General features: G+C 60.0%; 21 protein-coding genes. 12 read left to right on the top strand and 9 right to left on the bottom strand.

The window, feature by feature from the left end; all coding sequences use genetic code 11:
• The first annotated feature begins 1 nt into the window (after position 1).
• Together parC and E0F99_RS02005 are read left to right on the top strand one after the other, a co-directional pair.
• The gene (gene parC, locus E0F99_RS02010) at positions 2-2272 is read left to right on the top strand and encodes a DNA topoisomerase IV subunit A (protein WP_083355570.1); all 2271 of its coding nucleotides are present in this window, start codon (positions 2-4) and stop codon (positions 2270-2272) included.
• 167 nt (positions 2273-2439) lie between these two features.
• Complete coding sequence (locus tag E0F99_RS02005; RefSeq protein WP_083355569.1) at positions 2440-3150, top strand: PqiC family protein; 711 nt, start codon at positions 2440-2442, stop codon at positions 3148-3150.
• A 189-nt stretch (positions 3151-3339) separates the two neighbouring features.
• Here the strand turns inward: E0F99_RS02005 and E0F99_RS02000 are convergent, their stop codons facing one another.
• Positions 3340-4872 (bottom strand): AhpA/YtjB family protein, encoded by a 1533-nt coding sequence (locus tag E0F99_RS02000; protein WP_083355568.1) that lies wholly within the window; start codon positions 4870-4872, stop codon positions 3340-3342.
• Between the two features lie 134 nt (positions 4873-5006).
• Here E0F99_RS02000 and serB point away from each other — a divergent pair, with 134 nt between their 5' ends.
• On the top strand, positions 5007-6221 hold the full coding sequence (gene serB, locus E0F99_RS01995; protein ID WP_083355567.1) for a phosphoserine phosphatase SerB: 1215 nt from the start codon (positions 5007-5009) through the stop codon (positions 6219-6221).
• An 85-nt stretch (positions 6222-6306) separates the two neighbouring features.
• On the opposite strand, the gene asd is transcribed toward serB, so the two are convergent.
• Genes asd through E0F99_RS01980 form a run of 3 tightly spaced genes read right to left on the bottom strand, consistent with a single transcriptional unit; the run spans position 6307 to position 9592 of the window.
• On the bottom strand, positions 6307-7167 hold the full coding sequence (asd, locus tag E0F99_RS01990; protein ID WP_083355566.1) for an archaetidylserine decarboxylase: 861 nt from the start codon (positions 7165-7167) through the stop codon (positions 6307-6309).
• A 16-nt stretch (positions 7168-7183) separates the two neighbouring features.
• Positions 7184-7999, bottom strand: coding sequence for a thiosulfate sulfurtransferase (gene rhdA, locus E0F99_RS01985; protein WP_083355565.1), 816 nt, complete (start codon positions 7997-7999; stop codon positions 7184-7186).
• A gap of 57 nt (positions 8000-8056) precedes the next feature.
• The gene (locus E0F99_RS01980; protein ID WP_083360316.1) at positions 8057-9592 is read right to left on the bottom strand and encodes an HDOD domain-containing protein; all 1536 of its coding nucleotides are present in this window, start codon (positions 9590-9592) and stop codon (positions 8057-8059) included.
• Between the two features lie 166 nt (positions 9593-9758).
• Between E0F99_RS01980 and motA the strand changes: the two genes are divergently transcribed.
• Both motA and motB read left to right on the top strand, forming a co-directional pair.
• The gene (gene motA / locus E0F99_RS01975) at positions 9759-10610 is read left to right on the top strand and encodes a flagellar motor stator protein MotA (RefSeq protein WP_083355564.1); all 852 of its coding nucleotides are present in this window, start codon (positions 9759-9761) and stop codon (positions 10608-10610) included.
• 3 nt (positions 10611-10613) lie between these two features.
• A complete protein-coding gene (gene motB / locus E0F99_RS01970) occupies positions 10614-11636 on the top strand; it encodes a flagellar motor protein MotB (RefSeq protein WP_083355563.1) in 1023 nt (340 codons plus the stop codon).
• A 49-nt stretch (positions 11637-11685) separates the two neighbouring features.
• Here motB and E0F99_RS01965 read toward each other — a convergent pair whose 3' ends face one another.
• The 4 genes from E0F99_RS01965 to rsgA form a co-directional block, all read right to left on the bottom strand.
• On the bottom strand, positions 11686-12171 hold the full coding sequence (locus E0F99_RS01965) for a toll/interleukin-1 receptor domain-containing protein (RefSeq protein ID WP_083355562.1): 486 nt from the start codon (positions 12169-12171) through the stop codon (positions 11686-11688).
• Positions 12171-13130, bottom strand: a complete 960-nt coding sequence (locus tag E0F99_RS01960) for a caspase family protein (protein ID WP_083355561.1) — start codon at positions 13128-13130, stop codon at positions 12171-12173. The genes E0F99_RS01965 and E0F99_RS01960 overlap by 1 nt, the downstream gene beginning before the upstream one ends.
• A 3-nt stretch (positions 13131-13133) precedes the next feature.
• Positions 13134-13541 (bottom strand): TIR domain-containing protein, encoded by a 408-nt coding sequence (locus E0F99_RS01955; protein ID WP_083355560.1) that lies wholly within the window; start codon positions 13539-13541, stop codon positions 13134-13136.
• A gap of 239 nt (positions 13542-13780) precedes the next feature.
• On the bottom strand, positions 13781-14812 hold the full coding sequence (rsgA, locus tag E0F99_RS01950) for a small ribosomal subunit biogenesis GTPase RsgA (protein ID WP_003171340.1): 1032 nt from the start codon (positions 14810-14812) through the stop codon (positions 13781-13783).
• 108 nt (positions 14813-14920) lie between these two features.
• Between rsgA and orn the strand changes: the two genes are divergently transcribed.
• Together orn and E0F99_RS01935 are read left to right on the top strand one after the other, a co-directional pair.
• On the top strand, positions 14921-15463 hold the full coding sequence (gene orn / locus E0F99_RS01945; protein WP_003171343.1) for an oligoribonuclease: 543 nt from the start codon (positions 14921-14923) through the stop codon (positions 15461-15463).
• Positions 15464-15654: 191 nt separating this feature from the next.
• The gene (locus E0F99_RS01935) at positions 15655-16272 is read left to right on the top strand and encodes a trimeric intracellular cation channel family protein (protein WP_169875734.1); all 618 of its coding nucleotides are present in this window, start codon (positions 15655-15657) and stop codon (positions 16270-16272) included.
• On the opposite strand, the gene queG is transcribed toward E0F99_RS01935, so the two are convergent.
• Positions 16269-17333, bottom strand: coding sequence for a tRNA epoxyqueuosine(34) reductase QueG (gene queG / locus E0F99_RS01930; protein ID WP_083355559.1), 1065 nt, complete (start codon positions 17331-17333; stop codon positions 16269-16271). The two genes, E0F99_RS01935 and queG, sit on opposite strands and share 4 nt — an antisense overlap.
• A gap of 63 nt (positions 17334-17396) precedes the next feature.
• Between queG and E0F99_RS01925 the strand changes: the two genes are divergently transcribed.
• The 5 genes from E0F99_RS01925 to miaA are packed head-to-tail and all read left to right on the top strand — an operon-like array spanning position 17397 to position 23038.
• Complete coding sequence (locus E0F99_RS01925; protein ID WP_083355558.1) at positions 17397-18257, top strand: NAD(P)H-hydrate dehydratase; 861 nt, start codon at positions 17397-17399, stop codon at positions 18255-18257.
• Positions 18245-18715 (top strand): tRNA (adenosine(37)-N6)-threonylcarbamoyltransferase complex ATPase subunit type 1 TsaE, encoded by a 471-nt coding sequence (gene tsaE, locus E0F99_RS01920; protein WP_083355557.1) that lies wholly within the window; start codon positions 18245-18247, stop codon positions 18713-18715. Before E0F99_RS01925 ends, tsaE begins: the two co-directional genes overlap by 13 nt.
• Before the next feature lie 17 nt (positions 18716-18732).
• Complete coding sequence (locus tag E0F99_RS01915) at positions 18733-20154, top strand: N-acetylmuramoyl-L-alanine amidase (RefSeq protein ID WP_083355556.1); 1422 nt, start codon at positions 18733-18735, stop codon at positions 20152-20154.
• Complete coding sequence (mutL, locus tag E0F99_RS01910) at positions 20154-22067, top strand: DNA mismatch repair endonuclease MutL (RefSeq protein WP_083355555.1); 1914 nt, start codon at positions 20154-20156, stop codon at positions 22065-22067. The genes E0F99_RS01915 and mutL overlap by 1 nt, the downstream gene beginning before the upstream one ends.
• Positions 22067-23038, top strand: coding sequence for a tRNA (adenosine(37)-N6)-dimethylallyltransferase MiaA (miaA, locus tag E0F99_RS01905; protein WP_083355554.1), 972 nt, complete (start codon positions 22067-22069; stop codon positions 23036-23038). The genes mutL and miaA overlap by 1 nt, the downstream gene beginning before the upstream one ends.
• Positions 23039-23075 lie beyond the last annotated feature (37 nt).

The following is a 23075-nucleotide window of genomic DNA, read 5'->3' as shown; positions in this document are numbered from 1 at the left end:
CATGAGTGACATCCTCGCAGACAGCTTAGATGGCGTAGAACGCCGATCGCTGGCTGACTTCACCGAAAATGCCTACCTCAACTACTCCATGTACGTGATCATGGACCGTGCCTTGCCGCATATCGGCGACGGCCTGAAGCCGGTACAACGGCGCATCATCTACGCCATGAGTGAGTTGGGCCTGGACGCTGACTCCAAGCACAAGAAGTCGGCGCGTACCGTCGGTGACGTGCTCGGCAAGTTTCACCCGCACGGCGACTCGGCGTGCTACGAAGCCATGGTGCTGATGGCCCAGCCGTTCAGCTACCGCTACACGCTGGTGGATGGCCAGGGTAACTGGGGGGCGCCGGATGATCCCAAGTCCTTCGCCGCCATGCGTTACACCGAAGCGCGCCTGTCGCGGTATTCGGAGGTATTGCTCAGCGAGTTGGGCCAAGGCACCGCGAACTGGGGCCCGAACTTCGACGGCACCTTGGACGAACCCCTGGTGTTGCCTGCACGTTTGCCGAATATCCTGCTCAATGGCACCACCGGTATCGCGGTCGGCATGGCCACCGACGTGCCGCCGCATAACCTGCGCGAAGTCGCGACCGCTTGCGTGCGCTTGCTGGATGAGCCAAAGGCCACGGTCGAGCAGCTCTGCGAGCATATCCAGGGCCCGGATTACCCGACCGAGGCGGAAATCATCACGCCGCGCGCCGACCTGCTGAAGATGTACGAAACCGGCAAGGGCTCGGTGCGCATGCGCGCCGTTTACCACATTGAAGACGGCGACATTATTGTCACCGCGCTGCCGCACCAAGTGTCTGGTGCCAAGGTGCTGGAACAGATCGCCGCGCTGATGCAGGCCAAGCCATCGAAACTGCCGCAAGTCGCCGACCTGCGTGACGAGTCCGACCACGAAAACCCATGCCGTATCGTGATCATTCCGACCAACAGCCGGGTCGATCACGAAGTGCTGATGCAGCATCTGTTTGCCAGCACCGACCTTGAGTCGAGCTACCGGGTCAACGTCAACATCATCGGCCTGGACGGCAAGCCGCAGCTGAAAAACCTGCGCAACTTGCTGGTGGAATGGCTGGAGTTCCGCGTACAAACCGTGCGCCGCCGCCTGCAATTCCGCCTCGACAAGGTCGAGCGTCGCCTGCACCTGTTGGACGGCTTGCTGATTGCCTACCTCAACCTGGACGAAGTGATCCATATCATTCGTACCGCCGAGCACCCGAAAGCCGAGCTGATCGCGCGTTTCGAACTGAGCGAGATCCAGGCCGACTACATCCTCGACACCCGTTTGCGTCAGTTGGCACGCCTGGAAGAGATGAAGCTGCGTGACGAGCAGGATGCACTGCTCAAGGAACAAGCCAAGCTGCAAGCCCTGTTGGGCAGCGAAGCCAAGCTCAAGAAGCTGGTGCGCAGCGAACTGATCAAAGATGCCGAAACCTATGGTGATGACCGTCGGTCGCCAATCGTCGAGCGTGCTGAAGCGAAGGCTCTGACAGAAACCGAGCTGCTGCCGAACGAGAAAATTACCGTCGTTCTGTCGGAAAAGGGTTGGGTTCGTTCCGCCAAGGGGCATGATATTGACGCCACCGGCCTCTCGTATAAAGCCGGTGATGGCTTCAAGACAGCTGCCGCTGGGCGTTCCAACCAGTTTGCAGTGTTTATCGATTCCACCGGGCGCAGTTACTCGGTGCCGGCGCACACCTTGCCATCGGCACGTGGCCAGGGCGAACCGCTGACTGGGCGTCTGACGCCGCCACCGGGGGCGAATTTCGAGTGCGTGCTGCTGCCGGACGACGATTCACTGTATGTGATCGCCTCCGACGCGGGTTACGGCTTTGTGGTCAAGGGTGACGACCTGCAGGCCAAGAACAAGGCGGGCAAGGCGTTGTTGAACTTGCCGAACAACGCCAAGGTGATCTTGCCGCGTACGGTGCAAGACCGTGAGAGCAATTGGCTAGCGTCTGTGACCACTGAAGGGCGTTTGCTGGTGTTCAAGATCAGCGACCTGCCGCAATTGGGTAAAGGCAAGGGCAACAAAATTATTGGGATTCCAGGGGAGCGCGTGGCCAGTCGCGAAGAGTACGTGACTGACATCGCCGTGATCCCGGAAGGCTCGACCTTGGTGCTCCAGGCAGGCAAGCGCACGCTGTCGCTGCGTCCTGACGACCTTGAACATTACAAGGGCGAGCGCGGTCGACGAGGTAATAAATTGCCGCGCGGTTTCCAACGAGTGGATGCTTTGTTGGTGGAAACGCCTGTTTCAGGCTGATTAGAGCCCTCGATCTACGATTTAACGCGTAGATCGACGCTTTCGCGCTGGAGTCATGGCGCATATTCACGGATGATATGGCCTTTCCAGCGCCGGCGTGGCCGAGCGTGTTTAAGTTATTTTTAGTATTACATTGTGGTTCGCCTTGTGGCAGCCACCTGGATGGGATGATGACTGCTCCACGCCTTCCTCTATTTTTGATGCTCGCTGGCCTTTTGGGGTTGGCGGGTTGCAGCACGCACCAGCCGGTGTCGCTGTACCAGCTGGACAGCGGAAGTCCGGCTCAGCCAGCCCAAACTGCTGGCATGGCTGTGTTGTTGGGTCCGGTAGTCGTCGCTGACTACCTGCAACGTGAAACCCTGCTGCAACGTCAGAACGACGGCAGCCTGCAAGGCTCCACCGATGGTCGTTGGGCGGGCAGTTTGTCGTCCGATATCAGCCAGTTGATGTTGCGTCAGGTGGCGGGTCAGTTGGACAGCCAGCGTGTGGTACTCGCACCTGCGCCAAGCGGCTTTACCCCGGATGTGCAGGTATTGCTGACGATTACCCGGCTCGACTCGGGTGCTTCGCAGCCGGCGATCCTGGATGCGCAGTGGCGCTTGATCGACCGTCGTGGCCAAGTGCGCGATAACCGCATTGTGCACCTGCAGGAAGAGCACGCTGGCACCACCGCGTCCCAGGTCCAGGCCCAGGGTGTGTTGTTGCAGCATCTGGCGCAGCAGTTGTCGGTGGCGCTCAAGCCATTGGCCAACCAACCGCCAGTCGCCGAGGCGCCGCGCAAGCAGGCTCCAGCACAAGCCAAACCGGCAGTGCCGGAAAGGCCCAAGATGCCGATGGCTACGCCGATTCGTACGGATATGGAAGTGTTCAGGTTCTGATCTGAAACCGACCCATAAAAAAGGCCCGCTTACTCAGCGGGCCTTTTTGTTTGTCTGCGATTTGACGCTTGGCATAGATCAAATGTGGGAGGGGCTTGCTCCCGATAGCGGCGGGTCAGCCACTGTATGTGCTGACTGACACTGCGCTATCGGGAGCAAGCCCCTCCCAGACTGATCCATCGGTGTCGGTTAAGGCTTGGTGCGGGTCTCATGCATCCGTGCCAGCTGCCGCTCGAGCATCGACGGATACGGCTCCATCAAGCGCTCCACACAGCTCGCCCCCTCGGGGCTGGCAATCGGGCGGATACGTGCGCGTTGGCGGATCAAGGCGTCTTCACTGATTTTGCGCTCCACCAGCAACAGGTTGCGACTGTGTTGCGACAAGGCCAACGCATCCTGGGCAATCTCGGTGAGCAGCAAATCGATCTGGCTCATGCCAAACAGATCATCACCCACTGTCAAACCAAGCTGAAGTTGCAAGGTAATGCCGCTGTCAGCCACTTCAATCTGCAGGGCATGGCCCAGCGCGCGCAGCAGTTCGCCGCAGCAAATGGCGTTGGTCAGGTAATCTTCGCCGCTGTCTTCGCTGTGGAACAGCATCAGCGTGCTGCCATCGTTCAAGGTGTGCAGCTCGCTTTGATAGAGCGAGGCAGCCTGGTCCAGACAGTCGCGGTAGCGTTCCAGCAATTCGGTTAAACGGGCGCGTGGCAGGCGGCGCAGTTGGTCCTGGGCACCCAGTTGTACGGCGAGTACGGCACTGTGCTGAGGCTCGGCGTTCTTCACCGGCACCGGCTTGGCAGCCACCGCCGGGGCGGCGGCCGACGTGTCGCGCAGGTCGGAAAATGGATCTTCATCATCCAGTTCATCTTCCTCGGCCCTGATCGCCTGGCGTGTCGCGGGCTTAAGGCCCGCCACCGGCGTGCTTTCGTCAAAACCTGGATCACGCAGGTCGCGTACTTCAAACTCGGGTTCATCGTCGTAATCGGTGTCGTCGTACTCAGGCTCGGGTTCAACCTCGGGCACCACCGGCTCCGGGGCGAAGCTGGCGTGGAGCTGGCGGGCGAGGTCGCCGATTTCATCCTGGCGGTCAGTCGCCGGGGTGCGTTCGTCGATATCACGCAGCCAGATGCGCAATTGCATCAGCGGCGTGGAGATATGCCGACCCAGGCGCAAGCTCAAGGCCAAGGCGAGGGCCAGCAAGATCGCGCTGAGGATGCCCATGCTTTGCAGGCTGATGGTCATCGGCTGCTGGAATTGCTGCATGTCGAGGCTGATGCGCAGTTGGCCGGCCTTCACATCCTGAAACGTGATGTTGCTTTGATACAGGCCTTCGGCCTCACCCAACAGGCCGTTTTTCGGGCGCTGCCCGGCTTCGGCCATGATCCGGTTGTCCACGCTATAGATAGCCGCGTGGGCCACCAGCGGGTTCTTGGTCAGGTTGTTGAGCAGCACGTTGAGGCTGAGGATGTCGTTGGACACCAGCAGCTCAGTCGCCGATGTGGCGGTCTGAGTGGTCAAGCTCTCGCCCAGGGCGTCGGCTTGCTCGTGCATGGCCTGCTTGAACTGCAAACCCATCACGCAGGCGTAGATCACCAGGGCCAGAGCGACCAGGATCACGTTATGGCTGGCGATGCGTAATGCGATCGGTACACGGCGGTGGCGCAGTGCCCGGAAGATCAGCAGGAAGAAGTTATCGGTTTTTACTGGCGTGGGCCGGTTCACTTGAGCTCGGCTCTTTAGTCCGTGAAGTTGACGCGCAGTATAGCGACAGGCCTAGGACCGGCAAAGCGCTGGCTGTGCCCGATGGTCACTGAAAGTGGGTAGAATGCGGTTTTTTTCCAGCCTGGGGGTGCGCTTTGCGCGAAATTGTCCTGATAAACATCACTGGTGTTGACCGCCCGGGTCTCACCGCAGCCATTACCGGTGTTCTGGCCCAGGGTGGTGTGAACATTCTCGACATCGGCCAGGCGGTGATCCACGACACTCTGTCGTTCGGCATCCTCGTGGAAATCCCCAGCACCGAACAGGCCTCGTCTGTGCTCAAGGACATCCTGTTTACGGCGTATAAGCTGGATCAACAGGTGCGTTTCACGCCGGTATCCGAAGCCGATTACCAGCACTGGGTCGAGGGGCAGGGCAAAAAGCGCCACATCGTGACATTGCTGACGCGTAAGGTAACCGCCGAACAATTGCAGCGTGTCAGCTCGATTACGGCGCAGTACGGGTTGAATATCGACCATATCGACCGTCTGTCGGGTCGCATGCCGCTGGACACGCCCGCCGATAAAGGCAAGGGCTGCATCGAGTTCTCCGTGCGTGGCGAGCCGGCGGATCCACAAGCCCTGCGCGCCGAATTCCTGAGCGTGGCCCAGGAGCTGAATGTCGATATCGCCTTTCAGGAGGATTCGCTGTTCCGCCGTAACCGCCGTCTGGCGGTGTTCGACATGGACTCCACGCTGATCGAAGCCGAGGTCATCGACGAATTGGCCAAGGCCGCCGGTGTAGGCGAGCAGGTGTCTGAAATCACCGAGCGCGCCATGGCCGGTGAGCTGGATTTTCGTGCCAGTTTCAAGGAGCGCCTGGCCTTGCTCAAAGGCTTGGATGTCAGCGTGCTGGACTCGATCGGTGCCTCGCTGCGCCTGACCGAAGGCGCCGAAACCCTGTTCGCCGAACTCAAGCGCCTTGGCTACAAAACCGCAATTCTGTCGGGTGGCTTCACCTATTTCGCCAAGCAGTTGCAGGCCAAGCTGGGCATCGATTATGTGTTCGCCAACGAACTGGAAGTGGTGGATGGCAAAGTGACCGGCGTGGCGGTGGAGCCGATTGTCGACGCGCAGCGCAAGGCGGACTTGCTGAAGGAACTTGCCCATAAGGAAGGGTTGCGTCTAGAGCAGACCATTGCGGTCGGCGACGGCGCGAATGACTTGCCGATGCTGGCGATTGCCGGGTTGGGTGTGGCGTTCCGCGCCAAGCCGCTGGTCAAGCAGTCAGCCAAGCAGGCTATTTCTACCCTGGGGCTGGATGGCGTGTTGTATCTGCTGGGCTTTCGCGATCGCGATGGTCGGCTTTAAGCCGATCTTACTGTAGGCATACAGGCAAAAAAAATGGGCGAGGGCGCAAGCCCTCTCCCACATTGAATCTTCACTTCAGGTTGAGTCAGGCCTTCGGCAGCGCGATACCCTGGCCCATCTGCACGGGCGTGCCCGCCGCCAGCTCTTCGGCCCATTTCACTTGACCCGGCCCAAACAGCACAATCGCCGTCGAACCCAGCTTGAAACGGCCCAGTTCAGCGCCTTTCTCCAAGTGAATCGGCGCACGTGCCGCTTCATCGTAGCGGAAGGTTTTCAGCTCGCGCTTGGGCGGCGTTACCAACCCAGCCCACACGGTTTCAATCGACGCGACGATCATCGCACCCACCAACACCACCGCCATCGGGCCGCGCTCGGTGTCGAACAGGCAGACAACGCGCTCGTTACGGGCAAACAGCTCAGGCACGTTTTCGGCGGTGGTCTGGTTCACCGAGAAAATCCGACCCGGCACGTAGACCATTTCACGCAGCGTGCCGGCCAAAGGCATGTGCACGCGGTGGTAGTCCTTCGGTGACAGGTAGATGGTGGCGAAATCACCGCCCATGAACGGTGCAGCCAGCGCCGCATCGCCGCCCAACAATTCCAGCACGCTGAAGCTGTGGCCCTTGGCCTGGAATACGCGGCCGTGTTCGATTGGGCCGAGCTGGCTGACGGCGCCGTCGGCTGGGCTCAACACCGCGCCTGGGGTTTGATCCAGCGGGCGTGCGCCGTCTTTCAAGGCGCGGGTGAAGAACGCGTTGAAATGCTCGTAGGCGCTCAGGTCTTCAACCAGGGCTTGGGACATGTCCACTTGGTAGCGCTTGGCGAACCAGGCCGTGAAGGCATTCTTGAACCAGCGAACGCGGCACTCGGCAATGCAGCCGGCCAGACGCGAGAGCAAGTGGTGCGGCAGCAAGTACTGGCTGAGGATAAACAACTGCTTTTTCATTAACTGTCCTTAAACCTTAAATCTCAACGGGGGTGTCGGGGTGGTTGCCCCATTCGCCCCAGGAACCGGCATAACCTTTGACTCGCGGATAACCGAGCGCCTTGGCCACCAGGTAGGTGAAGCCAGAGCGGTGGTGAGTCTGGCAATGGGTGATGATTTCTTTATCTTTGCTCAGCCCCAGGTCTTCGAGGATCTGCGGCATGTCGCGGCGGATACGCAGGCTGCGCGCCTTGTCCATGCCGGCGGTCCATTCGAAATTCACGGCGCCAGGGATGTGACCACCCTTGGCCGCAAGAACCTTCTCGCCGGAATATTCCAGCGGGCCGCGTGCGTCCCAGATACCCAGGTCGGCGGCGCCGAGTCGGCTTTGCAAATACTCGCGTGTGGCGGTGGGGCCGTCGTGCAAAGTCAGGCTGACCGGGCCGCCGACGGGCGCGGGCACCTCGGTGGACAGCGGGTGTTTACCGTCCAGCCAGGCCAGCAGGCCGCCGTCCAGGTAGTGGTATTTCTGATGGCCGATCACGTCGAGCAGCCAGATGAAACGCCCGGCCCAGCCGCCGCCTTCGTCGTCGTAGACCACGTAGGTCGCGTCCGGGGTGTGCCCGAGTTCGCCGAAGAGTTTTTCCAGGTCGGCCTTGTGGGGCAGTAAGCCGGGCGCGGGCGCCTGGCCCAGTTGGGTACGCTTGGGGTCAACGAAATGCGCGCCGGGGATATGCCCTTCGGCGTAGCGGGCGGCACTGGTGAGGTCCACCAGAATCAGGTGTTCGGCATCCAGTTGACCGAGCAGGTCGCTGGGTTCGATCACCAGCGGCAAGCCAGAGAAGTCAGGCATGTGAGGTCTCCTGGGCACAAATGTTGGCGATAAAAGAGGGCGATTGTAGCGCAAGCATCAAGCGCTGCGGTTGGTAAAGCTGTACAGCGCTTTCTCGATGCATTGAGCGGTTTTGCCGAAGGCCTGCACGGTGGTTTCCGAGAACGGCCCGCCGCCCTGGTCGGCGACCATCAGCATCACCACCTTGCCGTTGCAGCTCAGGGAGCGCAACAACAGGTGTTCGCCGTTGAACAGGCGGCGCAGGGTCGGCGGCAGCAATGCCGAGAACTGCGCGTGATTGTCCGGCGTGAGGCGTACTTGGGCAGACTTTTCCAGCAGGCGCTGCAGCAGCGTGCTGTTGACCACATCCAGGCTCAGGTTGGCGGCGTCTTTGGGCAAGCCGTCGGCTTGATGCACGCGCAGGGTGCTCAAGGCGCGGTCCGCCATAAACAACAACACCCGTTGCATGCCGCTGGCGACCAAGGCTTCCCTGGCGCAGGTGGTCAGGTGCATGGCGTTGGCAAAACGGCTTGGCTCTACCAGCAACTCGGTGCAGCGTTTGCGCCACACAGCCAGTGCTTCGGCAGTGGGCGGTGCTGCTGGCAACAGGCCGCGATGGATTTTCTGTACGTGCCACGGCCAGATCAGCGACAACGCGGGGTGCCAGAGGTCAGGCATCAACGTCGTGCGCGCGCTGGTCACCGCTTGCTGGTGAACCTGTTGCTGCACATCGCTCAAGGGGTCTTGCAGGTACAGCGCGGTCAGGTATTGCCAGCGCTCGGTGTGCGGGCAGGTCCAAGACTCCTGGGCCGACATCGCCAGGCCATGAGCCAGCAGCACGGTGTTCGCCGGCTGGTTTAACCAGCGGCGCAGGTTAGGTTCGGCATCGAGCAATTGCTGGTGGCGCAGCGCGTCGTCTTCACGGGCGATACGCAACGCCTTGACCAGCAGGCGCTGTTCGCTCAGCAGCAGGTTGTAGCCCTGGGAGACCCAGATCGGCAGGTGCCAGGCTTCGGTCAAGCCGAGGCACAACGCCAACAGCCGCACACCGAACAGTTCCTGCTCGACCTTGCGTGCCGATTGGCCTTTGTGGATAACGCGCAGTTCCCATTCTTCCAGAAGCTTGGGGTAGGCAACGGCCATCGGCCACAGCGGCGACAGAAACAGTAGGCTGCCCCAGTGAATGTCTTGCCACAGCCGCGCGAGGCGGCTGGCGAACAAACCGTTGGCTTGCTGGGAGGCGTGTTGGCTCACCAGCAGCAATTGGCGCAAGGCCACGGGAATGTCTTTTTCCGGCACGGAGGGCAGGCGTGCCAACAACTCCTCGGCACGTTTAAGGCCCAGGCGGTTGAGCGCTACTTCGAGGTTTTCCGCCGGCCCCGACAGGCTGCCGTGGGCCTGGCTATTGGCTTCGCGCATCACGCTGAGCACCAGCGCGGGGCTGTGTTGCATTAGCTCGGCAATATCTCGCAACGAACTGCGGCTATCGCGAATGGCTTTGCACACACGCTCGTGACTGGTCTGGGGAACGGGCAGCAGCACGTCGTCCAGGTGCTTGATCCAAGCGGCGAGGGTGGTGGGTTTGGTACTTGGGACTGTCGTTTCAATTGCCATGATTGGGGCGCGATCATCACTTGCATTCAACACGCCCATAACGGGCCGAATTGGCTTTTCGCCTTAACGGGCTATAGTCTGGCGCAGTTTTGCCGATAAGTAGAACAAGAGTTTTCGGCTGCACCCAATATGTCCATGAACCCGACGGCGCAAGTACCAATCCCCTATGGCTAAAATTATCGGCATCATCGTCGTCTTCGCAAGCGTGCTCGGCGGGTACGTCCTGTCTCACGGTAAAATTGCCGCGCTGATTCAGCCTTTCGAGGTGATGATTATTGGTGGTGCGGCACTGGGTGCTTTCCTGCAGGCGAACCCCGGCTACATGACCATGCACGTGATCAAGAAGTCGTTGGGCATGTTCAGTTCGCGTTTCTCCCACACCTTCTACCTAGAAGTGCTGGGGCTGGTCTTCGAGATCCTCAACAAGAGCCGCCGCGAAGGCATGATGGCTATCGAAGGCGATATCGAAGATGCCGCCGCCAGCCCGATTTTCGCCAAGTACCCGGCCGTGCTCAAAGATGAGCGCATGACCGCCTATATCTGCGATTACCTGCGCATCATGTCCTCCGGCAACATGGCGCCTCACGAGCTGGAAGGCTTGTTCGACATGGAGCTGTTCAGCCTCAAAGAAGAGTTGGAGCACCCTTCGCATGCCGTGACCGGCGTTGCCGACGCCATGCCCGGGTTTGGTATCGTCGCGGCGGTACTCGGTATTGTGGTGACCATGGCGTCCTTGGGCGAAGGCGACCAGAAGGCCATTGGTATGCACGTAGGCGCGGCCCTCGTGGGTACCTTCTTCGGTATTCTTGCGGCTTATGGCTTCTTCGGCCCACTCGCCACCTGCCTGGCTCACGATGCCAAGGAAGAGGTCAACCTCTACGAAGCGATCAAGGCGTGTTTGGTGGCTTCGGCGTCCGGTATGCCGCCATCGCTGGCGGTGGAGTTCGGGCGCAAGGTGCTGTACCCAAAACATCGCCCAAGTTTTTCCGAGCTGGAACAAGCGGTTCGCGGTCGCTAAACCATGGAAAACAACCAGCCGATAATCATCAAGCGCGTCAAGCGCTTCGCTGCGGGGCACCATGGCGGTGCCTGGAAAATCGCCTTCGCCGACTTTGCGACGGCGATGATGGCGTTCTTCCTGGTGCTGTGGCTGATGTCGACCGCCACGCCCGAACAGAAGATCGCCATCGCCGGTTATTTCAAAGACCCGATTGGCTTCTCGGAAAGTGGTACGCCGTTTGTGATCGACCTGGGCGGTTCGCCGCAGTTGGCGCCTGAGCGCACCATCAACCCCGAGGTCAAGACCGAAGCGCCGCAGGAAAAAATCCCGATTGAGCGCGACACTGTCGAGGCCATGGCCGAGCAGGTCGAGCAAGAGCGCCTGGAACTGTTACTCCAGGAGTTGCAGAACAAGGTTGAAGAGAACCCGCAGCTGCTGAAATTCAAGGACCAGATTTCCTTCGAAATCACCCCTGAAGGCCTGCGCATCCAGATCACCGACGACGCCAACCGGCCGATGTTCGATTCCGGTAGCGCGCGCTTGAAGCCGTACTTTGAAGATATCCTGCTGGCCATGGCTGACACCATCAAAGCGGTGCCGAACAAGATCAGCATCAGCGGCCACACCGACGCCAAGCCGTATGCGGGCCAGGGCGACTTCGGCAACTGGGAACTCTCGGCCAACCGCGCCAACGCCGCTCGCCGTGCGCTGGTAGCGGGCAGCTATCCGGACCCGCAAGTGGCACGCGTGGTGGGTTTCGCGTCGTCGCAGCTGTTTGATCCTAAAGATCCGTTCAACCCGATTAACCGTCGGATCGATATCGTCGTGCTGACCAAAAAGGCCCAGCGTGCGATCGAAGGCGATCAAGGCGCAGCGCCAGCGGCACCGACCCAAGGCGAAGGCGCGCCAGGCGAAGTGCCGGCTGATCCGAACGCCATTCCGCCGAGGCAGGAGCCGTTGCCGGCGCATGAGCTGCGCCAGAAGTTGAACCTGTTTGATGATGGCGGGGTGAAAGACCCTACGGTGCCTGCACCGGCGCCCTGAGTTCTATATACAAAAGGCCGCGATCATCGCGGCCTTTTTGTATGCGTTATTAATATCCGCGACGAACTCGGGTTTTGAGTTGATTGTGAAAGAGTTCGGCGTTCTGCTGATAGACACCGCGCATGGATTCGTTGACTGAGTCAAGTATCACTGAGCGTTTGGTAGTTGCTTCTTCGCGGTAGGCCTCAATAAAAAAACTAACATCGTTGTCACTCGTTAGCTTTGGCCATTTATCTAAGTAAAGAGGTAGCTCACTCGAGCCTGTCTTGAAAGAACAGATTCGTCGATTGCTGATCGTGGCTTCACCGATTTCAAAGGGTACCCACCAAGATCGGGCGGTTTGTTCGGAAACGACCGCCAGAAGATGAGTGCACTCGGTGATGCGTCGAGTGATGACGCCGGTAATGTCGTCGGTGGACTGTGATTCAGCATCCAGGACATCAATGTACGTCTTGATATTTGCTTGTGTTAATCGTGCATTAATGGCGATGGCTTGCGCACGGTCGGTGTGGCGGTAGCTGATGAATACGGGCATCAGAAGTGTCCTTTGATGGCGAGTTCGCGGTAGTAGGCGCCTAAGGCTGTGAGGCGGCAGCCGGTTGAATTAATTGCTGCGTAATACATATGCTCGGCATCGACAGGCTCGATCAGGCTGTGGCGATTACACTTCTGTAGTTGAGAAAAAATCTCCCCGTTGTCGGGATCAAATGTATCTGCGGTGGGTTCGAAACTGGGATCAAGGGGGAATACGTAACTGGCGTCTGTGAACCAGTCCTTCAATTTGCGTAGTGTTTCCTCCGCTATCAGAGGCGCGACGTCTCGTAGCGGAACAAATTGCGAGACATTAGTTTTGAAAACGGGTCGCTGCTCCCAGGCACCGAGTGCGTTATCTACGAAAGAATAAACGCTGCCCGGTGTGACCTTACCTAGAACGTTTGCTGCTCCGCCGTGCAATGCTTGGAGTAAAAGGCCGGTGAAGACCCCGTGGCCGCCAGTTTCCAGTGCTGACTGGTGTTGCTTGCAGGCAGTGAGAATGGTCACGCCCTCGCCAAGCACGCTAGTGCCTGCACGCAGGCCTCTCATCGCGCCGGCGGCACCTGCCTGGCAGCAGTCGAGAATGATGATTTTGTTTTTTATCCGGGAGGCGTCAGTTGCCCAGTTCAAAATATCGCTGATACGAATGCCTTCGCCACCCGGTTCAAAATCTTGAGGAATCAATAAGCCTTCGTCGATGTTTGTATCGAACTGGCCATGCCCGGCAAAATAAAGAAGTGCAACGTCGCAATCGTCGGAAAATAAACTCTTAATGTGTTGCTTCAGCGTGGCAAGTGTGAGGTTGTCTTGCGCAGAGGTCAGAACTTTGTTGCTGAAGTTCGGTCTGCCGTTCGCGTGACGCTCCAATAGTGAGGCCGTCGCGATAGCGTCGTTATGACAGCCTGAAAGGGGTGAAACGTACTGGTAGTTATTGATGCCTATAAACAGTCCCTTGCGCATAGTTTAGGCTTCCGTGTGCAGGCGAATAGCGTCGACGATACTGTTAGTATTCCATGCGCACTCTGCAGTGGCTGCTTCGCGAACGACTGTGGAAATGCGCTCGGCTCCAAACGGTTTAATCGCGATAATTATCTTGCCCATGCGCTGGGCGATTTTGATTTCCTTGTTGATCCACTGACTGTAAGTGGAATACATTCCCGCCATAATCAGTACCGCCGAACATGGCCGAATCTTGTTCTCGATAGCCGCTTCAAGCTCTTTGTCTGTCTGCGCACCTACGATCGGATTGTGCGGCGGTACTGAAAAATTTTTGAAGTTAAATGTGGGGTGGGCAGTCAGCAAGTTTACCAGTTTGTCGTGTGCGTCTGAGTAGTTCCAGGAGTGGCTGATAAACAGGTGATATGTTTGCATGGCGTTCCCTTTGTCATGGCATTTCGCGCAGAAAATATGGGGCGTCGTTGATGGCGCCAAGTGCGAAATGTAAGGGAAAAAGTGCGTAATAAAACGGCGACTCAAACAAAGAGAAGTTTCCTTCGTTGGTCGAGTTATTTGTCCTACGTAAAGTTCTCTGTGGGATAGGGGCGCGCGATGTAGGACGAGGGGCCATCCCGAGTTCCCCGGCATAAGAGCCGGGGCGGATATCGGAATGTTTAGTAACTGCTCTCGGGCAAGCTCGCAATAATCGACCGATAGCTGTTCATCCGTTGCTGCTGCACGCGGCCGTCTTCCAGGGCCTTGAGCAACGCACAGCCCGGCTCGCGGTCGTGTTTGCAATCGCGGAAACGGCAGGTGCCGATCAGGTCGTTGAACTCGATGAAGCCCGCTTCCACATCGCTGCGGCTGACGTGGCCGAGGCCGAATTCGCGGATGCCTGGGGAGTCGATCAGCTCACCGCCGCCGGGGAAGTGGAACAACCGCGCGGTGGTGGTGGTGTGGGTGCCCTGGCCGGACAGCTCCGAGAGCGGGCCGACACGGGTGTCGACTTCCGGCAGCAGGCTGTTGACCAGCGATGACTTGCCCACGCCCGACTGGCCGACAAACACACTGATGCGCCCGTCCAACTGCTGTTGCAGCTGTTCCATGCCATTGCCGTGATGCGCCGAGACTTCCAGCACCGGGTAACCCAGCGTGCGGTAGACCGCCAGCAACGCGTTGAGCGCCGGGGCGTTCTGCTCGTCGATCAGGTCGAATTTGTTCAGCAGCAACAACGGGCGAATGCCGGCATGCTCGGCCGCGACCAGGTAACGGTCGATCAGGTTGGCGTGTGGCTCGGGCAGCGGCGCAAACACGATCACGATCATGTCGACGTTGGCGGCCACCGGCTTGAGCTGGCCACGGCTGTCGGGACGACGCAGTTCGGTGGTGCGCGGCAACTGGGCGACGATCACGCCGATGCCCTGGTTGCCGGCACGCCACACCACCTTATCGCCGGTTACCAGCGCAGGCAGGTTAGCGCGCAAGTGGCAACGGGAAACAGAGCCTGCGAGTTCGCCTTCAAGCGCCTCGACTTCGACCTGCACACCAAAGTGCGCGATCACCAGGCCCGTCTGTTCGGGGCCAAGGTCGCCGCCCTCGAGCGCTTCCACGGCGGAGGATTCACGTTTGGCGGCGCGAGCGGCGCGTTCACCTTGAATCTTTTCGATGCGCCAGTTTTGGCGACGATTGAGCTGGCGTTTGGCCATTGGTGTTCCGTGTCGATAATGCAGAGGTTAGGTAAAACGGTCGCGAGTCTAGCACGCCCCTGCCTGCTAAACTGTGCGGCTACGCCAAGGTGCCAAGAGAATCAAGCCATGCAAAACCCACAGAACCTGATTTGGATCGATCTGGAAATGACCGGTCTGAACCCCGACACCGATGTCATCATCGAGATGGCGACGATTGTCACCGACAGCAACCTCAACACCTTGGCGGAAGGTCCGGTGATCGCCATCCACCACAGCGACGCCGTACTCGCCACCATGGACGAGTGGAACACCCGCACCCACGGCAACTCCGGGCTGACCCAGCGCGTGCGCGACAGCCGTATCAGCATGGCTGAAGCTGAGGCTGAAACCATCGCTTTTCTGGAGAAGTGGGTGCCCAAGGGCAAGTCGCCGATCTGTGGCAACAGCATCTGCCAAGACCGCCGCTTCCTTTATACGCATATGAAAGGGCTGGAAAGCTACTTCCATTATCGCAACCTGGATGTGTCCACCTTGAAAGAGCTGGCCGCGCGCTGGGCGCCAGAAGTTAAAGATAGCTTCCATAAAGGCAGCACGCATTTGGCGTTGGATGATATCCGCGAGTCGATTGCTGAGCTGCAGCATTACCGTAAGCACTTCATCAAGGCCTGAAGATGTAGTGCCAGGCCTGGCGCCTTCGCGAGCAAGCCCGCTCCCACATTCGACTGCATTCCAAAGGTGGAACTCGGTCAAATGTGGGAGCGGGCTTGCTCGCGAAGGGCGCGCCTCGGTCTTTCGCCAAGCGCCCCCTTTTGGTGCCATCACCAAATGATTAGACTGCGCGCCTCTTTGCAAGGATCGCCATCATGCTGTTGATGCTCTACCTCATCGCCATCACCGCCGAAGCCATGACCGGCGCGCTGTCCGCCGGGCGGCGCGGCATGGATTGGTTTGGTGTGGTGCTGATCGCGTGCGTCACCGCCCTGGGCGGCGGTTCGGTGCGCGATGTGCTGTTGGGGCATTACCCGCTGACGTGGGTAAAACACCCGGAATACCTGGTGCTGACCTCCATTGCCGCGCTGGTGACAATTTTTATCGCGCCGCTGATGCGCCACCTGCGCTCGCTGTTCCTGGCGCTGGATGCCGTGGGCCTGGTGGCGTTCACCCTGATCGGCTGCATGACCGCCCTGGAAATGGGCCACGGCATGTTAGTGGCGTCAGTCAGCGGCGTAATCACCGGGGTGTTCGGCGGGATCCTGCGGGATATCTTCTGCAACGACATTCCACTGATCTTCCGCCGTGAGCTGTACGCCAGCGTGTCGTTCCTGGCCGCGTGGTTCTACATGCTCTGCCTTTATCTGGAGCTGCCCAGCGAGCAGGCGATTCTGCTCACCTTGTTCAGCGGCTTTCTATTGCGCCTGCTGGCAATCCGTTTTCATTGGGAAATGCCCAAGTTCGTCTATAACGATGATGTGCACTAGCGCGCAGCGTGCTGGTTGAGCGCCCACTCCACGTGTTCGCGCACCAGCTCCGAGGGGTAATCCCGGCGCGCCTTCAAGGCTTCCAGCACGGGAATACTCGACGGCGCATTGCCCAGGCCCACGGCCAGGTTGCGCAGCCAGCGCTCATAGCCGGCGCGGCGCAGTGGTGAGCCTTCGGTGCTGCTGAGGAATTTATCCTCGTCCCACATAAACAGTTCGGCCAGCTCGGCGTTATCCAGATTGTGCCGTGGCTTGAAATCGCCCTCATGGGTTGTGCGGGCGAAACGATTCCACGGGCAAACGATCTGACAGTCATCGCAACCGAACACGCGATTGCCAATCAGTGGGCGCAAGTCTTCAGGGATTGCAGTCTTGAGTTCGATGGTGAGGTAGGAAATGCAGCGTCGCGCGTCCAGCACGTATGGGCCGACGAAGGCATTGGTGGGGCAGATATCCAAACATGCGGTGCAGCGGCCGCAGTGCTCGGTGCTGTGTGGGGCGTCAACCGGCAAGGGCAAATCGACAAACAGCTCACTCAAGAAGAAATAGCTGCCGGCCTTGCGATTGAGCACCAGGGTGTTTTTGCCGATCCAGCCGAGGCCGGCTTGTTCGGCGATGGCTTTTTCCAGCACCGGCGCGCTGTCGACAAACGCGCGAAAGCCGAACGGGCCGATCTGTGCCTGGATGCGGTCAGCCAGTTGCTGTACGCGTTTGCGGATCAGCTTGTGGTAATCGCGGCCCAGGGCGTACCGGGAGATGTAGGCTTTTTCTGGCTTGGCCAGCAGTTGCGCCATTTGGGTGTCGCCTGGCAGATAATCCATGCGCAGCGACACCACGCGCAGCGTACCCGGCACCAGCTCATCGGGATGCGAGCGTTTGCTGCCATGGGCGGCCATGTAGTCCATCTCGCCGTGGTAGCCCGCGTCGAGCCAGCGTTGCAGGTGCTGTTCATGCTCGGCCAGGTCCAGGCCGCTGATGCCGACTTGTTGAAAGCCCAGCTCGCGGCCCCAGTCTTTGATCGATTGGGCGAGGGCGGGCAGATCGGTGGTGATGGCAGGCATGAGACAAGGGAAACCGCAGGTTAGATAGGTATAATTCTGCCAGACATCGGAGCTTGAAGACGCATGCCGCAGACAAAACACGCAATAACCGACGTACAGCCGCTGTTGCACGGCCATTTGCCGCAACTGGCTGCCCGTTCCCCGGACGCCCATAAAGGCCAGTTCGGCCACCTGTTGGTCATCGGCGGCGACCGTGGCTTTGGTGGCGCTGCCCTATTGAGCGCAGAAAGCGCCTTGCGCAGTGGCGCGGGCATGGTATCGCTGGCGACCCGAGCGGAGCATGTACCAGCCGCGCTGGCACGCTTGCCGGAAGTCATGACCGTTGGCGTGAGTTCGGCCAACCAGTTGATGGGGCTGCTGGAAAAGATCTCGGTGATCGTCATCGGCCCAGGCTTGGGCGAGGCTTCCTGGGGCAAAAGCCTGTTATCCGTCGCCGCTAACGCCAAACAGTCGCAAGTCTGGGATGCGGACGCCTTGAATCAGGTGTCTACGGGCAGCGTGAGCCTGCCGGCCAACTCGGTGATCACGCCACATCCGGGCGAGGCGGCGCGGTTGATGGGCATCTCGACAGCCGACGTTCAGGCCGATCGCCTGATGGTGGCGCGCGCGTTGAGCCAGAAATTCAATGCAGTGGCTATCCTAAAGGGTGCTGGCAGTTTGATTGCTAGCCCGGACGGGCGGGTTTCCCGTTGTGATCAAGGCCACCCGGCAATGGCTGCGGCCGGTTTGGGGGATGTCCTGAGCGGTCTGGTCGGCGCGTTGCTGGCCCAAGGCATGCCCGCTTATGAAGCCAGCTGCCTGGCCGTGTGGCTGCACGCCACGGCAGGGGATCGCCAAGGCACCTTTGGCCGTGGCCTGGCTGCCAGCGACCTTATACCTGCCATTCGTCAATTGCTGGAGGAGCAGTCGCCGTGCCTGACGTAACCCTTTTTCTGGCGGATGAAGACGCCATGGTCGCATTCGGTCAGCGCATCGCCCAGGTTACGGCGGGCGCCGGGTTGATCTTCCTCGAGGGTGACTTGGGGGCGGGCAAAACTACGCTGTCGCGCGGCATTATTCGCGGGCTGGGCCACACCGGTGCGGTAAAAAGCCCGACGTTCACCTTGGTTGAACCCTACGAGATCGGTGCGATTCGTGCCTTTCACTTCGACCTCTATCGCCTGGTAGACCCCGAAGAACTGGAATACATGGGCATCCGTGATTACTTCGATGAAGACGCACTGTGTCTGATCGAGTGGCCAGATAAAGGCACAGGCTTTTTGCCAAAGCCGGACCTGACCATTACCATTACGCCCCATGATCATGGACGTCAGCTGAAGTTGTTGCCCCAGAGCGCGCGAGGCCAGTCGTGGTGTGCCGCTCTGGCACTGGAATTCAAATAAAATTGGTGGGGTTAGGTATGCGCTTTCGCGCGATGGTTGCTGTCGTAGGGGTGTTGCTTGCGGCAATGACTTTCAATGCTCTGGCTGCTGAGCAGGTGAAAAGTGTTCGCCTGTGGCGAGCGCCGGATAACACGCGACTGGTGTTTGACCTGTCTGGCCCGGTCCAGCACAGCGTCTTTACCCTGACGGCGCCTGATCGCCTGGTGATCGACATCAACGGTGCGACCCTGGCTGCGCCGTTGAAAGTCGCCACCGCCAACACGCCGATTACCGCGATGCGTTCGGCCCAGCGCACGCCGACCGACCTGCGTGTGGTGATCGACCTGAAAAAGGTCGTAACCCCGAAAAGTTTTGTGCTGCCCCCGAACGCGCAATACGGCAACCGGTTAGTGGTCGACCTGTTTGACAATGCCGCTGATGCTGCACCGCCGCCTGCGCCAACTCCGAGCGTTGCGACCGTGCCGGCCGTGCCGGTCAGCCCGGCACAGCCTCAGGTCAAGTTGCCACCGCCGCCACCTGCGCCTGCGGGTAAGCGTGACATTATTGTGGTGATCGACGCCGGCCACGGCGGTGAAGACCCGGGAGCCTCCGGCGCGCGCGGCCAGCATGAAAAAGACGTGGTATTAGCCATTGCTCGTGAGCTGCAGCGTCAGGTCAATGGCATGAAAGGCTATCGCGCCGAGCTGACCCGTACCGGTGACTACTTCATTCCGTTGCGCGGCCGTACCGAAATCGCGCGTAAGAAAGGCGCCGATCTGTTCGTGTCGATCCACGCCGATGCCGCACCGTCTACCGCCGCTTTCGGCGCCTCGGTGTTTGCCCTGTCCGATCGTGGCGCCACGTCCGAGACCGCGCGTTGGCTGGCCGACAGCGAAAACCGTTCCGACTTGATCGGCGGGGCCGGCAACGTGTCCCTCGACGACAAAGACAAAATGCTCGCCGGTGTGCTGCTCGATCTGTCGATGACGGCGTCGTTGACCTCCAGCCTGAACGTGGGCCAGAAGGTCTTGAGCAATATCGGCCGCGTCACTTCCTTGCACAAACAACGTGTGGAGCAGGCCGGGTTCATGGTGTTGAAGTCGCCGGACATTCCATCGATCCTGGTGGAAACCGGGTTCATCTCCAACTCCAACGAAGCCTCGAAGCTGGCCAGCGCCAGCCACCAGCAGGCGTTGGCGCGTTCGATCAGTGCCGGTATTCGCCAGTTCTTCCAGCAGAACCCACCGCCGGGTAGCTACATCGCCTGGCTGCGTGACTCTGGGAAAATCGCCCAGGGCCCACGTGACCATCGCGTGCAGCCCGGCGACACCCTGGCCATGCTGGCCGTGCGTTTCCAGGTCTCGGCCGCTACTTTGCGCCGCGCCAATAACCTGAAAACCGATGAGTTGAAAGTAGGCCAGGTATTGACCATCCCTGGCACCGAATTGGCAGCGCAATAATGAGCGAATCAGTCCTCAATAGCGGCTCGCGCATCGAACTGCTCAGCCCGCGTCTGGCCAACCAGATTGCGGCGGGCGAGGTGGTTGAGCGCCCGGCATCGGTGATCAAGGAGCTGCTGGAAAACAGCATCGACTCCGGCGCCAAGCGCATTGATGTCGATGTCGAACAGGGCGGCGTCAAGCTGCTGCGCGTGCGCGATGACGGCAGTGGCATCTCTTCCGATGACCTGCCGCTGGCCCTGGCGCGTCACGCCACCAGCAAAATCCGTGACCTGGAAGACCTTGAGCGGGTGATGAGCCTGGGTTTTCGCGGTGAGGCCCTGGCGTCTATCAGTTCCGTGGCGCGCCTGACCCTGACCTCGCGCACCCGTAGCGCCGAGCAGGCCTGGCAAGTGGAAACCGAAGGCCGCGACATGGCGCCCAGGGTCCAGCCGGCTGCACACCCAGTGGGCACCTCGGTGGAGGTGCGCGACCTATTCTTCAACACCCCGGCGCGGCGTAAATTCCTCAAAGCCGAAAAAACCGAATTCGATCACCTGCAAGAAGTTATCAAGCGTCTGGCCTTGGCGCGTTTCGACGTGGCGTTCCACTTGCGCCACAACGGCAAGACCATCCTCAGCCTGCACGAAGCCCATGACGACGCCGCGCGTGCTCGGCGTGTCTCGGCAATCTGCGGCGCGGGGTTCCTGGAGCAGGCGCTGCCGATTGAAATCGAGCGCAATGGCCTGCGGCTGTGGGGTTGGGTCGGGTTGCCGACTTTCTCCCGTAGCCAGGCGGATTTGCAGTACTTCTTTGTGAATGGCCGCGCGGTGCGCGACAAACTGGTGGCTCACGCGGTGCGCCAAGCCTATCGCGACGTATTGTTCAACGGGCGGCATCCGACGTTTGTACTGTTTTTTGAGGTCGACCCGTCAGTGGTCGACGTCAACGTGCACCCGACCAAGCATGAAGTGCGCTTCCGTGACGGGCGCATGGTGCATGACTTCCTTTATGGCACCTTGCACCGCGCCTTGGGCGATGTGCGCCCGGATGATCAGTTGTCTGCGCCAATCGTGACGGCCGTTGTGCGCCCGAGTGGTCCGCAAGCTGGCGAGTTCGGCCCTCAGGGCGAAATGAGCCTGGCGGCCAACCTGCTGCAGTCGTCACAGCCACAACCTGCTTACACCGCGCCGGGTTCCGGGTCGGGGGCGGGTTATCAGTATCAATACACGCCGCGCCCGCAATCGGCAGTGCCGGTGGCCGAAGCCCAGGCGGCTTATCGCGAGTTTTTTGCGCCGTTGCCGGGTGCCGAGCCGGGCACTGTCGCGTTGCCGGAGGGCGGTGGGGATATCCCGCCGCTGGGTTACGCGCTGGCCCAGCTCAAGGGCATCTACATACTGGCGGAAAACGCCCATGGCCTGGTGCTGGTGGACATGCATGCCGCGCACGAGCGGATCATGTACGAGCGCCTGAAGATCGCCATGGCCAGCGAAGGCCTCAGCGGCCAGCCGCTGTTGGTACCGGAATCCCTGGCCGTCAGCCAGCGTGAAGCCGATTGCGCAGAGGAGCACCACAGCGTGTTCCAGAAGCTCGGCTTTGAACTGCAGCGCCTGGGCCCGGAAACCCTGGCAATCCGCCAGATTCCGGCGCTGCTCAAGCAAGCCGAAGCCAACCGATTGGTCGCCGACGTGCTGGCGGACCTGATGGAATACGGCACCAGTGACCGTATCCAGGCACACATTAACGAATTGCTCGGCACCATGGCCTGCCACGGCGCCATTCGCGCCAACCGCCGCCTGGCCTTGCCGGAAATGAACGGGTTGCTGCGTGACATGGAAAACACCGAGCGCAGCGGACAATGCAACCATGGCCGACCGACCTGGACCCAAATGGGCCTCGACGATCTGGACAAACTGTTCTTGCGCGGTCGTTGATGAGCGCCTTGCCCCCCGCGATCTTCTTGATGGGCCCCACGGCCGCTGGCAAGACCGACCTGGCCATCGAGCTGACCAAGGTGTTGCCGTGCGAGCTGATCAGTGTTGACTCTGCCCTGGTTTACCGGGACATGGACATCGGCACGGCCAAGCCTTCCAAAGCATTGTTGGCCGAGTACCCGCATAAACTGATCGACATCATCGACCCGTCAGAAAGTTATTCGGCTGCAGATTTTCGCGCCGGTGCCTTGGCCGCGATGGCTGAAATCACCGCGCGGGGCAATATCCCGCTGCTGGTGGGCGGCACAATGCTCTATTACAAGGCTTTGCAGGAAGGGTTGGCTGATATGCCGCCGGCTGACGCCCAAGTGCGCGTCGACCTTGAGGACGAGGCAGCACGCTTTGGCTGGCAAGCCCTGCATGACCAGTTGGCGGCGGTAGACCCGGTGTCGGCGGCGCGTATTCACCCCAATGACCCGCAGCGCCTCACTCGCGCCCTGGAAGTCTGGCGGGTCAGCGGCCAGACCATGACTGAACATCGGCTGAAACAAACTGCGCAAAGTGCTGATGCAGACGCATCTGGACAGTCAGTATTGCCCTATACTGTGGCGAATCTGGCCATTGCTCCGTCAAATCGCCAGGTGCTACATGAACGAATTGCACAAAGATTCACAATTATGTTGGAACAGGGGTTTGTGGAGGAGGTCGTAGCACTGCGTTCCCGAGGTGACCTGCATGCTGGGTTGCCGTCGATACGTGCTGTTGGCTACCGCCAAGTCTGGGATCACCTGGATGGCAAGCTGACGTCAGCCGAAATGCAGGAGCGCGGCATCATTGCCACGCGCCAATTGGCGAAGCGCCAGTTCACCTGGTTGCGCAGCTGGAGCGATTTGCACTGGCTGGACAGCCTGGACAGCGACAATCTGTCACGCGCCTTGAAATACCTGGGAACGGTCTCCATATTGAGCTGAGTCCTTGCAATTGCCGTCTATCCTTGGGGGTGTGGCG

Source organism: Pseudomonas antarctica (assembly GCF_900624995.1).
Lineage (GTDB): Bacteria > Pseudomonadota > Gammaproteobacteria > Pseudomonadales > Pseudomonadaceae > Aquipseudomonas > Aquipseudomonas antarctica.
Note: the sequence above shows the minus strand (reverse complement) of the source record. Positions and strands in the feature narration are given on the sequence as shown.

Excerpts from the sequence above, each read along its gene's own strand:
- parC (WP_083355570.1), top strand. The coding sequence starts at position 2 with ATGAGTGACATCCTCGCAGACAGCTTAGATGGCGTAGAACGCCGATCG.
- E0F99_RS02005 (WP_083355569.1), top strand. The coding sequence starts at position 2,440 with ATGATGACTGCTCCACGCCTTCCTCTATTTTTGATGCTCGCTGGCCTT.
- asd (WP_083355566.1), bottom strand. The coding sequence starts at position 7,167 with ATGAAAAAGCAGTTGTTTATCCTCAGCCAGTACTTGCTGCCGCACCAC.
- rhdA (WP_083355565.1), bottom strand. The coding sequence starts at position 7,999 with ATGCCTGACTTCTCTGGCTTGCCGCTGGTGATCGAACCCAGCGACCTG.
- E0F99_RS01980 (WP_083360316.1), bottom strand. The coding sequence starts at position 9,592 with ATGGCAATTGAAACGACAGTCCCAAGTACCAAACCCACCACCCTCGCC.
- motA (WP_083355564.1), top strand. The coding sequence starts at position 9,759 with ATGGCTAAAATTATCGGCATCATCGTCGTCTTCGCAAGCGTGCTCGGC.
- motB (WP_083355563.1), top strand. The coding sequence starts at position 10,614 with ATGGAAAACAACCAGCCGATAATCATCAAGCGCGTCAAGCGCTTCGCT.
- E0F99_RS01965 (WP_083355562.1), bottom strand. The coding sequence starts at position 12,171 with ATGCCCGTATTCATCAGCTACCGCCACACCGACCGTGCGCAAGCCATC.
- E0F99_RS01960 (WP_083355561.1), bottom strand. The coding sequence starts at position 13,130 with ATGCGCAAGGGACTGTTTATAGGCATCAATAACTACCAGTACGTTTCA.
- E0F99_RS01955 (WP_083355560.1), bottom strand. The coding sequence starts at position 13,541 with ATGCAAACATATCACCTGTTTATCAGCCACTCCTGGAACTACTCAGAC.
- rsgA (WP_003171340.1), bottom strand. The coding sequence starts at position 14,812 with ATGGCCAAACGCCAGCTCAATCGTCGCCAAAACTGGCGCATCGAAAAG.
- orn (WP_003171343.1), top strand. The coding sequence starts at position 14,921 with ATGCAAAACCCACAGAACCTGATTTGGATCGATCTGGAAATGACCGGT.
- queG (WP_083355559.1), bottom strand. The coding sequence starts at position 17,333 with ATGCCTGCCATCACCACCGATCTGCCCGCCCTCGCCCAATCGATCAAA.
- E0F99_RS01925 (WP_083355558.1), top strand. The coding sequence starts at position 17,397 with ATGCCGCAGACAAAACACGCAATAACCGACGTACAGCCGCTGTTGCAC.
- E0F99_RS01915 (WP_083355556.1), top strand. The coding sequence starts at position 18,733 with ATGCGCTTTCGCGCGATGGTTGCTGTCGTAGGGGTGTTGCTTGCGGCA.
- mutL (WP_083355555.1), top strand. The coding sequence starts at position 20,154 with ATGAGCGAATCAGTCCTCAATAGCGGCTCGCGCATCGAACTGCTCAGC.
- miaA (WP_083355554.1), top strand. The coding sequence starts at position 22,067 with ATGAGCGCCTTGCCCCCCGCGATCTTCTTGATGGGCCCCACGGCCGCT.